Origin of the sequence: Halomonas sp. LBP4 (assembly GCF_003202205.1) — a bacterium.
In the GTDB taxonomy this organism is placed as follows: domain Bacteria; phylum Pseudomonadota; class Gammaproteobacteria; order Pseudomonadales; family Halomonadaceae; genus Halomonas; species Halomonas flagellata.
Genome location: NZ_PDOG01000001.1, coordinates 30,205 through 42,549, shown reverse-complemented (window position 1 = coordinate 42,549; position 12,345 = coordinate 30,205). Strand labels below are relative to the sequence as shown.

Genomic DNA, 12,345 nt, shown 5'->3' with positions numbered 1-12,345 from the left:
GTGTGCGCTCGTGGTCTGGCTTTGTCCGAAAACTGCCTGCGCTCGCCCATACGGCGTTAAAAATCAGCTTAAAATGCTCATTCACACCCACGTAAACTCCGCTTTTGCGCTGATTTTTGCCTTGTGACCCACACGGATGTGGGAAATGCGTGGGCCCGTAGGGAACGGGCCTAGCCCTGGCCATCGCTCGCCGACTTTTCGGATAAAGCCTAGTTAGTGCCTGGCCATCAGCATCTCCTGTGTCGCCGGCGGCCGGCACTGGCTGCGGGCACCGGGCTCGAGGTGGGGTGAGAGGATCGGCTCCATGCCCTTGAGCACCTGCACCGGCAGTGCCGAGGTAAAACGGAAGTTGTCGGATTCGCCGCCGGGCACGTAGGCGGTGAGGGTGCCGAAGTGGTCATCGCCGAGATAGAAGACGAAGGTGGCGGTGCGATTGCGTGCCTGCGAATCGATGACGTGGCCCCCGCGGGTCACCGTCTCGATGCGGTTGTTGCCGGTGCCGGTCTTGCCGCCCAGCGTCAGGGCGGTGCCGTCCGCCAGGGTGAAGCTGCCCTGCAGGCGCCGGGCGGTGCCGCCCTCCACCACCTGCGAGAGGGTCTCGCGCAGCACCGCGGCGACCTCGGGGGCCATCACCCGCTGGGCGCGGGCCTCGGCCGGCACGAAGCGGGTCTCGTAGGGCGTGGCGGTGGCGAAGTGCAGGTCGTCGATGCGCAGCGTCGGCAGGCGCACGCCGTCGTTGAGGATGATGCCGACCAGCTCGGCCAGCGCCGCCGGGCGATCGCCCGAGGTGCCCACCGCGGTGGCGAGCGACGGCACCAGGTGCTCGAAGGGATAGCCCAGGCGTTGCCAGCGCTGGTGGATGTCGAGGAAGGCCTCGACCTCGAGCATGGTGCGGATACGCACGTCGCGGGCGCTGCGGTGGCGGGTCTTGAACAGCCAGCCATAGACCTCCTGGCGTTCCTGCTGGCTGGCCGCGGCGGCCTCGAAGAAGGAGGCCTCGGGATAGTCCAGCAGGTAGCCGAGCAGCCACAGCTCCAACGGATGCACCTTGGCGATGTAGCCCTGGTCCGACAGCGAATGGTTGCCGGGCGCATGGACATCATAGAGGTTGTCGATGCGGCGGTCGTCGAGCGGTTCGCCGGGTAGCCACTCGGCCAGGAAGGTGGCGAAGGTGTCGCGGTCGGCCTCGGGGAAGAGGTAGCGATGCACTGCGGCCAGGCGTGAGGCGGTGATGCGCAAGCCGCCGAGGAAGGCATCGAGGCGCTGGTCGCTGTCCAGGTCACGGTACTTGCGCCAGAAGCGCCGCAGGAAGACGCGCCCCTCGCGGTCGGCGAAGCGCTGCAGGTATTCCAGCCGGCGAGGGTCGCCGTCGTCCTCGAGCAGCTGGCTGCGGTGCTCGTTGCGGTGGGTGCTGTAGCGTACCAGGTCGCGCAGCAGGCGCACGAAGGGCAGGTTGAGCGATTCGCGGATGGCCTCGGAGAGGGTCGGGTTGCGGCCGTTGTCCTCACGGCTGAAGTTGCTGAAGGTATGGCGGCCGCCGCCGGTGAAGAAGGCCTCGTGGGGGCTGGCCGAATAGCGTCGCTCCATGGCGGCCGCGAGAATCGCGTCGAGCTCGGTGTCGGGGCGGGCGATCAGGGTGTCGAGCACCCAGCGACTGAGTACGTCCCGGCGATCCACCTCCACCTGACGCAGCGCCTCCACGGGCTGGCCGGCATGGCGCTGATGAAGTTCGGCGATCATCTCCAGGTAGGTCGCCAGGACCCGCAGCTTGGCGGTGGAGCCGAGCTCGAGCTTGCTGCCCTCGTTGATGTCGAAGGGCTGGCCGGTATTGTCGGTCTGCACGCGGACACGAAAACCGTCGTCGCCCCGCTCTAGCAGGGTGAAGCTGTAGCGGACCTCGCGGGTCTTCTCCGGCGACAGCAGCCGCTCGCCGAACAGCCCGATCTCGCTGGCGAAGTCCGGGTCGGCGAGGCGATACAGGTAGTCGGTGACCTGGCGTTGCAGGTCCCCGTGCAGGGTGGTGCGGGCCCTGAGATCGAGGCGGTCGAGGTCGTAGTATGAGAGGCCGACCAGGCCACCGAGACGGCTGCGGGCCACCTGCAGGCCCTTGTCCTGCTCGACCCGCAGGCGCACCGGGTCACGGGAAAAGTCGCGGAAAGGCAAGCGCTGGTCGAGGGCGGCATCGCGCAACTCGGGGCTGACCAGCGCCTCGTCGGCCAGCAGCCGCAGGTGGCTGTCGGTGAGCTGCTCCAGCGCCTGACGGCCGCTGGAGAGGTACCAGGAGGGGCGGCGCTGGGCGATCATCAGTGCCACCACCTGGCGCAGGGCCTGGCCCTGGCGCTCGAGGGTGGCGTTCGAGTTGAAGTCGGGGACCAGCAGGCGATTGATCTCGTCGAAATCGGCGCCGAACCAGACCCAGAGCCCGTCGCCGATCCCATGCACCTCGCCGTAGCCGGGCGCCGCCGACAGGGGCACCGAGTTGAGGTATTCCAGCGCCACCTCCTGGCGTGCAGCGAGCGTTTGCGGCCCTTGCTGGTAGCCGCGCACGCTGGCCGAGATCATCTGGCGCAGTTTCTCCATCGGCGACTCGGTCAACCCGTGCGGGGAGTGACGGTACTTCTCGACCTGGGTGGCCAGGGTGCTCCCCCCGGAGGCCTGGTCGGACATGTCCAGCGCACGGCCCACCTGGGATATGGCCGCCTTGGTAAAGCGTGGCCAGTCCACCGCCGGATTGGCATAGGGCGCACTCTCATCGAGCAACTGGCGGTTCTCGATGAACAACAGCACCTGCAGCATCAGCGGCGGGATGGCATCGAAGTGCGGATAGTGGCGCTGCGGATGGCGGAACTCGTACAGCGTCTCGCCACGGCACTCTTCCAGGGTCAGGCCGGCTCGGGTCTTCTCCGGGTAGGGCGGGAAGAAACCGCGCCGGGTGTACTCCAGCAGCGGCGGCGAGAAGCGTACCTGGCGTTCGATGTCGAAGCCGCGGCCGAGGAGGCGCTCCTCGATCTGCGGCAACTGGGCATAGCCCAGGCGCAGGTCGAAGGGGCCGTGGCTGGGAAAGCGGATGCGGTCGCTCTGGCCCGGGGCGAGGGTGTAGGTCAGGGTGCCGGCATAGCGCGACAGCTCCTGGGCCTGGAAGTGCGAGGTGCGGGCCTCGGCCACCAGCAGGGTGGCCAGGGTGACGGCGAGCAGGGCGATCAGCAGCAGCCCCCAGTTGCGCAGCCGGTGGCGCGGCTCCTCGCGCGGGTGAGCCGGCTCCAGCGACGGTTCCTGGAGGAGGAGCGGCGAGACGCCGGGATGTGCTGTGCCGTTTCCTGGCGATGACATGGAAGAAGAGGACTTCCGGTGTGACGACGACCCGCGTGCGCCCATACGCCACCCCTCGCAACCTACGATAACAAAATTGTTCCTTTTTGTAGCGTAGCTCGGCGAGGGGGAAAATGTAGCCAGCGACAGCAAAAAAAAACGCTGTTCGAGCGAGTCAGGTGGTGCGGTAGACGCCGAAGTGCGTCAGGCCCCGGTCGTGCAGGTGCAGGGCCTGCATCCGGCTCATCACCCCCTGGTCGCAATAGAGCAGGTAGCGGCGGTCGTCCGGCAGGTCCGCCGCCCGGCCCTGGAGCTCGTAGAAGGGGATCTCGAGGCGTGGCACGTCGGGGAGCCACAGCGGCGCGGCCTCGCGTTCGTGGGGGGCGCGGATGTCGATCACGCAGGTATCACCCAGCTGCTCGAGGGCCTGTGGCGAGTCCACGGTCGGCACCTCGCCGGGGGCATACCGGCGCTCCAGCAGGCGGTCGGAGCGGGTCGTCTCGGCGGCCTCGATGGCGGCCTCTAGCACGGCGAAGTCGAAACCGGCCTCCGCCTCCTCGACCTGGCTGGCGCGGGCATGGGTATGGGGGCGACGGGAGATCACCCCGCAGTATTCGGGCATCGTCTCGGCGAAGCGGGCGGTATCGAGGCGGCGTGCCTGGGTGATGATGTCCTGCTTGTCTTCGGTGAGCAGCGGGCGGAGGATCGGCAGCTCGCTTGCTTCGTCGATCAGCGCCAGGTTGGTCAGGGTCTGGCTCGAGACCTGGGCGATGGCATCGCCGGTGACCAGCGCCGGGATCCGGGCGCGCTGGCCGATGCGGCTGGCCGCCCGCACCATCATGCGCTTGAGCACTACCCCCATGACTCCATCGGGCACGCTGCGCAGGATCTCGGCGACCACCCCCTCGAAGGGCACCGCGATGAAGTTGACGCGATGGGAGCTGCCGTAGCGCTGCCAGAGGTGATGAGTCACCTCGCGTACCCCGGCTTCGTGGGCCGGCCCCCCCAGGTTGAAGAAGAGGAAGTGGGTCTTGATGCCGCGACGCATCATGCGCCAGGCCGCCACCGGCGAGTCGAAGCCGCCGGAGATCAGCGACAGGGCCTGTCCCTGGAGGCCGAGCGGATAGCCGCCGAGGCCGGGCCAGCGAGCCTCGATCAGCCTCAGTTGCTGGTGCACGACCTCGACGGAGACGTCCACCTCGGGGCGGGTCAGGTCGACCCTGGCGTCGGGGCAGGCCTCGAGCAGCCGGCGACCGACCAGGCGCTCGATGTCCTCGGAGCTGAAGGCATGCTCGCCGCGGCGCTTGGCGCTGACCCGGAAGCGGCGACCCGCGATGGCCTGCTGCCACGGCGGCACCACCCGGTCGGCGATGTCGGCCAGGTCGGAGAAGGGCACCTCGCGGATGGCCAGCACCTCGTGAATGCCGGGGATCCGTGTCAGGCGCTCGCCCATCTCCCGGGCCAGGGAATCGGGCAGCGCCTCCGGCAGGGTGACGTGGAGGGCATCCCAGGTGTCCTTGACTCTGACCCTCTCGTCGAGCCGACGCAGGATAATGCGCACATTGCCGGCCAGGCAGCGCGTCATGTGTCGACGCACGGAGCGCGACTTGATGGTGATCTCGGGGAACAGCTTGAGAAGATAGTGCATGCGTGAAAAACGATTCAAAAACAGTCTGTTGACATGATATCAGGGCCGGCGCGGCAGCGCACGGCCTCGACCGGCCGGCTCAGGGATATCGCTGGGTCGGGGCTACCCCGGGGGCAGGCCTCCGCGAAGGCGCTGTGAACCCTTCCCTGGGCGCTACATTCGCCATCCATGGCGAATGACCTTCGCTACGACCTGCCCCCGGCGCCCCTCGCCAACTGCGATTGCCCTGCCGGCGGATTCCCCGATGCAGAACGCCCGGCGAGTGCCGGGCGTTCCTGGAGCTCGGGGCGAGCGCTGCTCGAGGGCATGGCTCAATAGAGGGCCTGCTCCTCGTCGACCACCTCCTTCAGTACCTCCAGGAAGAGCCGGTCGGCCTCGGAATGCTCCGTCGGGTCCTCCGGGATATGCACGCTGGTGGTGTCCGAGATCTCGTTGGCGATACGCGCCATCGCCTCGTCCTTGCTGCCTTCCGAGAGTTGGCGGCGGGCGATCTCCAGCGACTGCTCGAGGATCCTGGGGTCCTGCAGCAGTTTCTTGATGAAGCTGCGCAGTTCGTTGATGACGCGCGTCTTCTGGATTTCCGATGAGGACATGGCGTTCTCCTTGTCGTGACGCTGCCGTGTCGGTGATGGCGTGACGATAGCACGTTTGGTGTCGGGCAGGAGAGAGCGTGGCGGTGACGGCGGCTTGGTAAGCCTTGTCTTACATAATTTGTAAGCTTTATCTTACACAAGGGGTCGGCGATTTCCTCGCCTTTCGCATCGATTTAGGGATTGGCTAAAGGCGCTGGTTTGGTTACGATACATTACAAAGGATAACCTTCATGAAAAAGTATTGTGGCCCTCACCTTGCCTCAGTCGAGTTGTCTGATGCGGCCCGATGGTGAGATGTCGCTATCGGGAATTAGGAAAGCGGGAAAGGAAGCGCCGTCCGGACTTGCCGGATGAGTCCCGTAATAACAAGAAAATAGACTCAACCTACTGACGGGTCCGACAGCGCCGTGAGCTGCGCGCCTGCCAAACATGAAAGGAACTCGAATGCATTTCGTAACCGCCTCTTCGCGCGTCCAGGGTGCCTGTCGACTCGCGCGGGCCGCCGTGATGGGGGCCTCGCTTTCCTTGTTGCCGCTCGCGGCCGCCGTGGCCCAGTCCTTGCCGTCCGGCCTGGCCGCCCCCGGTTCGACCGACCTCCAGCGGGTGGTGCAGCGTGCCATCGCCACCAACCCCGAGGTCCAGGCGGCCTGGAACGGCCTGCGTGCCGCCGACAACGACGTCGGCGTGGCGCGTGGCAACTACCTGCCGAGCATCGACGTGGCCGCCGGGATCGGCCGCGAGGATCATGAGAATGACAGCCACGGCAGCTACGATACCGATTTCGCCGAGCTGACCCTGACCCAGATGCTCTACGATGGCTTCGCCACGCGCAGCGAGGTGGAGAGCCTCGATCGTGCCAAGCTGGTGCGCTACTACGAGCTGCTCGGGGCGAGCGAGAACGTCGCCCTGGAGGCCGTGCGGGCCTATCTCGACGTCAGTCGCCGCCGTGAGCTGGTGCGCCTGGCCCAGAACAACTACGCCGATCATCTGCGGGTCTTCAACCAGATCGAGGAGCGGGCGCTCTCCGGCGCCGGCCGCGGTGTCGACCTGGAGCAGATCAGCGGCCGCCTGGCCCTGGCCGAGTCGAACCTGATGACCGAGGCCTCCAACCTGCACGACGTCACGGCGCGTTACCAGCGTATCGTCGGTGACCTGCCGGCGGAAAACCTCGCCCCGGCGCCGGGTCTCGACGACCGGCTGCCGCCCTCGGTGGCCGAGGCCGTGGACCTGGCCTTCGCCGGCAACCCGGAGTTCCATGCCGCCCTCGAGAACATCGAGGCGTCGCGGGCCGAACGCGAGGGGGCCCGCGCCGGCTTCCATCCACGCCTCGACCTGCGTGGCCGTACCGGCACCTACGAGAGCCACGACGGCAACTTCGATCCACTGGGGAGGCGGGATCGCCACCGCATCGAGCTGGTCGCCAGCATGAACCTCTACCGCGGCGGCAGCGACCTGGCCTCCTTCCGCGCCGCCACCGATCGGGTCGAGCAAGCGATCAACCAGCGCGAGAAGGCCTGTATCGATGTGCGCCAGACCACCCAGATCGCCTACAACGACACCCAGCGCCTGCGCGAGCAGCTCGACTACCTGAACCAGCACCGCCAGTCCATCGACCGGGTGCGCGGCGCCTACCAGCAGCAGTTCGATATCGGCCAGCGTACCCTGCTCGACGTGCTGGACAGCGAGAACGAGTTCTTCGAGGCCAGTCGTGCCTACGTCAATGCCCAGTATGACGTGGCCCTGGCCGACGCTCGCACCCTGGCGGCCATGGGCCGGCTGATGCAGGCCCTCGAGGTGCGTCGTGACGACATGCCGACCCTGGCCGAGCTGGGCGGCGACGGCATCGAGATCAATCCCGACGTGATCTGCCCGGCCCAGGGGCCGAGCGGTTTCACCCTGTCCGACTTCACCGGCGGCATCACGGCCCCGGCGCCGACCCGAGCGCCGGACGTCACCCTGTCCGCCGATGCCCTGTTCGCCGTGAACAGTGCCGAACTGGGCGCCGATGCCCGCAGCGAGCTTGCCGGGCTGGCCTCGCGGATCCGCGACCGTACCGACCTGGCGCGGGTCTTCATCGCCGGCCATGCCGACAGCACCGGCAACGACGCCATCAACGACCCGCTCTCCCAGGCGCGGGCCGACAGCGTGGCCGACTACCTGGTCAGCCAGGGGGTGGAGCCTGACCTGATCGAGACCCGCGGTTACGGTTCCCGCCGGCCGGTGACGAGCAACGATACCGTCGATGGCCGCCGCCGGAATCGGCGGGTCGAGGTGACCCTGGAGCGGGTCGGCGAGAATCTCGACATGAGCTTCCGCGCCACCGACGGGCCGGAAGCGAGACGTGAACTGCGGCGTCGCCTCGAGGGCCTGGGCGATGGCGACACCTATACCGTCAGCGGCTGACCCCGCCGGGGGGCGGGTCCGCCCGGCCCCGATCACGGGAGTCATCGATACTTGCCGCCATGCCACGGGCGCTTGCAGCTCCTGCGGCGTGGCGGGGCAACATCAGAGGTAGGCGTGACGCTCAGAGAAAACCTGGACCCGGCTTCGGGTCCATCGCGGCCCGTGGTTCGGGACGAGCTCCTCGAATGCCTCCAGTCCATCGCGCAGGTCCATGGGCATGCGGCGACGGCGGAATCCTTCACCGCCGGCCTGCCCCTCGAGGAGGGGCGGCTCACGCCGGCGGTCTTCCCGCGCGCCGCCTCCCGGGTGGGGCTCACCGCGCGCATCGTCAAGAGTCGTCTGGTGCAGCTCAACCCGGCCCTGTTGCCCGCCGTGCTGCTGCTGGAACCGGGGCGCGCCTGCGTGCTGGTGGCCCTGGACCTCAAGGCCCGCCGTGCCCGGGTGATCTTCCCCGAACTGGGTGACGCCGAGACCGAGGTCGGCCTCGACGGCCTGCAGTCGAGCTATGGTGGCCAGGCGATCTACGTGCGCCCGCGCTTCCATTTCGATGCCCGCGGGCCCGAGGTGAGCAAGCAGCGTACGCGACACTGGTTCTGGGGGGTGATACGCGAGAACCGCAAGCTCTATCGCGACTTCATCGCCGGCTCGCTGGTGATCAACCTGTTCGCCGTGGCGATGCCGCTGTTCGTGCTCAACGTCTACGACCGGGTGGTGCCCAACCACGCCACCGAGACGCTCTGGGTCCTGGCCGCCGGCATCTTCGTGGTGCTCTGTTTCGACCTGGCGCTGCGCCTGATGCGCAACGCCTTCGTCGACCTGGCGGCGAGCCGGGCCGACGTCAAGCTGTCGTCATCGATCATGGCACGGGTGCTGGGGCTGAAGATGGAGGCGCGGCCGGCCTCTACCGGATCGTTCGCGGCGACCCTGCAGTCCTTCGAGTCGGTCCGGGGCTTCATCGGCTCGGCCACGGTGGTGGCGCTGGTCGACCTGCCCTTCGTGCTGCTGTTCGCCGGCATCATCGCGCTGATCGGCCCGCCGCTGGTGATTCCGGTGCTGGCGGGCATCGTCTTCGTGCTGCTCTACGCCATGGCGGCCCAGGGCAAGCTCCACGCGCTCTCCGAGACCACCTGGCGGGTGGGTGCCCAGCGCAACGCCACCCTGGTCGAGTCGATCTCGCACCTGGAGACGGTCAAGGCGCTGCGCGCCGAGAGCCGCATCCAGGGCACCTGGGAGAAGGCCTCCGCCTACCTGTCACGCACCGCCGCCCAGCTGCGCCTGGTCAGCTCCTCGGTCTCCAGCGTGGCGCTCTGGGCCCAGCACAGCGTGGCGGTCGGGGTGATCCTCATCGGCGTCTACCAGATCATCGAGGGCAACCTCACCCAGGGCGGGTTGATCGCCGCCTACCTGCTCTCGTCGCGGGCCATGGCGCCGGTCAGCCAGGCCGCCGCGCTGCTCGCCCAGTACCACCAGGCCTCCACGGCACTGCAGTCCCTCGATGCGGTGATGGCACGCCCGGTGGAGCGTCCCGAGGGCAAGCAGTTCATCAACCGGCCGGTGGTGCGCGGGGAGATCCGCTTCGACAGGGTGACCATGCGCTACCCCGAGGAGGAGCGCGACGCCCTGCGCGACATCTCGCTCACCATCTCGCCTGGCGAGAAGGTCGCCCTGCTCGGCCGGGTGGGCTGCGGCAAGTCGACCCTCAACAAGCTGATGCTGGGGCTCTACGCGCCCAGCGCCGGGGCGGTGCTGGTCGATGGCGTCGACATCCGCCAGTTCGACCCCATCCAGCTGCGTCGTCACATCGGCTATGTGCCCCAGGACGTCAACCTGTTCTTCGGCTCGCTGCGTGACAACGTGGAGGCCGGTGGCGGTAGCGACGGGGTGGACGACGAGGCGCTGCTGCGGGCGATCGAGCTCGCCGGCCTGGAGAGCCTGGTCAATGCCCACCCCCACGGTGTCGACCTGCAGGTGGGCGAGCGTGGCCAGTCGCTCTCCGGCGGCCAGCGCCAGGCGGTGGGCATCGCCCGGGCGCTGGTCCACGACCCGCGGATCCTGCTGCTCGACGAACCGACCAGCGCCATGGACCACGCCAGCGAGGAGGCCTTCAAGGCCAGCCTCAAGGCCTACGCCCACGGCAAGACCATGATCGTCGTCACCCACCGTACCTCGCTGCTGTCGCTGGTCGACCGCATCGTGGTCATCGACGCCGGCAAGGTGGTGGCCGACGGCCCCCGCGACAAGGTGGTCGAGGCCCTGCGCAAGGGCCAGATCGGGAGGGCCGGCTGATGGCCAAGCACAAGGGCAAGACCGCCGAACAGCAGGGCTTCGAGGCGATCGGACGCTTCTCCGAGGTAGGCGGCAAGCCCTTCCGGCCCTTCATCGACCGGCTCTTCGCCAAGCGCGTCACCGCCGCGCATCTCAACCGTGACTGGGCCAGCGATGCCGACTGGGCACGGCTGCAACAGGATCCGCTCCGTGCCCGGGCCTTCCTCTACGTGGTGCTGCTGGCGGTGGCGGCGCTGATCGCCTGGTCGTATTTCGCCTCCATCGACGAGGTGACCCGCGGCAGCGGGCGGGTGATCCCCTCCAGCCAGCTGCAGCGCGTGCAGACCTTCGATGGCGGCGTGGTGCAGGAGATCCTGGTGCGCGAAGGGGAGAGGGTCGAGGCCGGCCAGGTGCTGATGCGCATCGACCCGACCCGTTTCGTCTCCAGCTTTCGCGAGAACCGGGCCCAGGCGCTGGCGCTGGAGGCGCGCGCCGAGCGGCTGCGGGCCCTGATCACCGACACCCCCTTCGCTCCCGCGGAGCCCCTGCGCGCCGAGGCGCCCGGCATCGTCGCCCAGGAGCGCGAGGTCTACGAGAGTCGCCGCGAGGAGCTGCGCGAGCAGGAGAGCATCCTCGCCGATCGTATCCGCCAGCGCGAGGAGGAGCTGCGCGAGGCCCGGGCCAGGCGCGACACCGCCCAGCGCGAGGCCAACATGGCCGGTCAGGAACTCGACCTGACGCGGCCGCTGCTGCAGTCCGGGGCCGTGTCCGAGGTCGAGGTGCTGCGCCTGCAGCGGGACGTCTCGCGGGCCACCGGCGAGCGTGACCAGGCGGCGGCGGCGGTATCGCGCCTCGAGGCCGCCGTGGAGGAGGCGCGCACCCAACTGAGCGAGGTCGGGACCGAGCGGCGCAGCGACTGGCAGAACGACCTGGCCCAGACGCTCGGCGACCTCAAGGCCCTGGACGAATCCAGCACCGGGCTGCAGGACCGGGTGCGCCTGGCCGAGGTGCGCTCGCCGGTGGACGGCGTGGTGCAGCGGCTGGCCATCAACACCATCGGCGGGGTCGCCCAGGCCGGCCAGGAGGTGGTGGAGATCGTGCCCAGCGACGACAAGCTGCTGGTCGAGGCGCGCATCGCCCCCCAGGACATCGCCTTCCTGCGCCCCGGCCAGCCGGCCACCATCAAGCTCACCGCCTACGACTTCGCCATCTATGGCGGGCTGTCGGCCGAGCTCGACCATATCAGCGCCGACACCATCACCGACGACAACGACAACACCTTCTACCTGGTGCGCGTGCGGACCCTGCCGAGCGAGAACATTGCCAGCGATCTCGCCGTGATTCCCGGCATGACCGCCCAGGTCGACATCATGACCGGCAAGCGTACCGTGATGCAGTACCTGCTCAAGCCCGTGCTGCGGGCCTGGAGTGACTCCATGGGGGAGCGATGATGGTACACCTCTTCGTCTGTCAGGGTCGCGACGAGATCCCGCGCTGGCGCGAGGCGTTCCCGCAGGCTCGCCTGGTGAGCCCGCAGCAGGCGAGGGCCTGGACCAGCCGCGGCGATAGGGTCTGGGTGATGAGCAACCTCGAGAACTGGCCCGCCCTGGTGTCCAGCCTCAGCGGGCGGGGTGCCATCCTCACCGTGCTCAGCTATGCACCGAACTCGCTCGAGGCCTTCCAGGCCCTGAATGCCGGCGCGCGCGGCTACGCCCATGCGCTCTCCCCGGTGGCGCTGCTGCGTCAGGTGGAGGTGGTGATCACCAACCAGGGGATCTGGGTGTGGCCCGAACTGCTTGCCCGGGTGGTGGGTGGCACCTTCAAGGCGCTGGGGGGCGAGTCACGGCTGCAGGAGGAGACCCTGGCACTGCTTACCGGGCGGGAGCGGGCAGTGGCCCTGGCCGTGGCCGAGGGCCACAGCAACAAGGAGGTCGCCCGCCGGCTCGATATCACCGAGCGCACCGTCAAGGCCCATCTCGGGGCGGTGTTCCGCAAGCTCGGCATCCGCGACCGCATGCAGTTGATCCTGCGACTCTCGCACCAGGACGCCAGCCTGTCCGAACCCGGCCGATGATCTCCCGCTCTGCCCGGAGGCGTGGCCCCGGCGTCAGGGGTGGCGCCACCCCG

7 protein-coding genes are annotated in these 12,345 nt (G+C 68.4%); 4 read left to right on the top strand and 3 right to left on the bottom strand.

Going from position 1 to position 12,345, the window contains the following annotated elements; translation table 11 throughout:
• Positions 1-213 precede the first annotated feature (213 nt).
• The 3 genes from CR157_RS00165 to CR157_RS00155 form a co-directional block, all read right to left on the bottom strand.
• Positions 214-3,330 (bottom strand): transglycosylase domain-containing protein, encoded by a 3,117-nt coding sequence (locus tag CR157_RS00165; protein ID WP_110281547.1) that lies wholly within the window; start codon positions 3,328-3,330, stop codon positions 214-216.
• 154 nt (positions 3,331-3,484) lie between these two features.
• The gene (thiI, locus tag CR157_RS00160; protein WP_110281546.1) at positions 3,485-4,957 is read right to left on the bottom strand and encodes a tRNA uracil 4-sulfurtransferase ThiI; all 1,473 of its coding nucleotides are present in this window, start codon (positions 4,955-4,957) and stop codon (positions 3,485-3,487) included.
• A 311-nt stretch (positions 4,958-5,268) separates the two neighbouring features.
• Positions 5,269-5,550, bottom strand: a complete 282-nt coding sequence (locus CR157_RS00155) for a hypothetical protein (protein WP_110281545.1) — start codon at positions 5,548-5,550, stop codon at positions 5,269-5,271.
• A gap of 444 nt (positions 5,551-5,994) precedes the next feature.
• On the opposite strand from CR157_RS00155, the gene CR157_RS00150 reads away from it, so the two are divergent.
• The 4 genes from CR157_RS00150 to CR157_RS00135 all read left to right on the top strand — a co-directional run bounded on the left by CR157_RS00150 (position 5,995) and on the right by CR157_RS00135 (position 12,292).
• Positions 5,995-7,953, top strand: coding sequence for a TolC family outer membrane protein (locus CR157_RS00150; protein WP_258364026.1), 1,959 nt, complete (start codon positions 5,995-5,997; stop codon positions 7,951-7,953).
• 114 nt (positions 7,954-8,067) lie between these two features.
• The gene (locus CR157_RS00145; RefSeq protein WP_110281543.1) at positions 8,068-10,239 is read left to right on the top strand and encodes a type I secretion system permease/ATPase; all 2,172 of its coding nucleotides are present in this window, start codon (positions 8,068-8,070) and stop codon (positions 10,237-10,239) included.
• Positions 10,239-11,669 carry an HlyD family type I secretion periplasmic adaptor subunit gene (locus tag CR157_RS00140; RefSeq protein WP_110281542.1) on the top strand — a complete coding sequence of 477 codons (1,431 nt, stop codon included), beginning with the start codon at positions 10,239-10,241 and terminating at the stop codon, positions 11,667-11,669. The genes CR157_RS00145 and CR157_RS00140 overlap by 1 nt, the downstream gene beginning before the upstream one ends.
• Positions 11,666-12,292 carry a response regulator transcription factor gene (locus CR157_RS00135; RefSeq protein WP_258364025.1) on the top strand — a complete coding sequence of 209 codons (627 nt, stop codon included), beginning with the start codon at positions 11,666-11,668 and terminating at the stop codon, positions 12,290-12,292. The genes CR157_RS00140 and CR157_RS00135 overlap by 4 nt, the downstream gene beginning before the upstream one ends.
• Positions 12,293-12,345 lie beyond the last annotated feature (53 nt).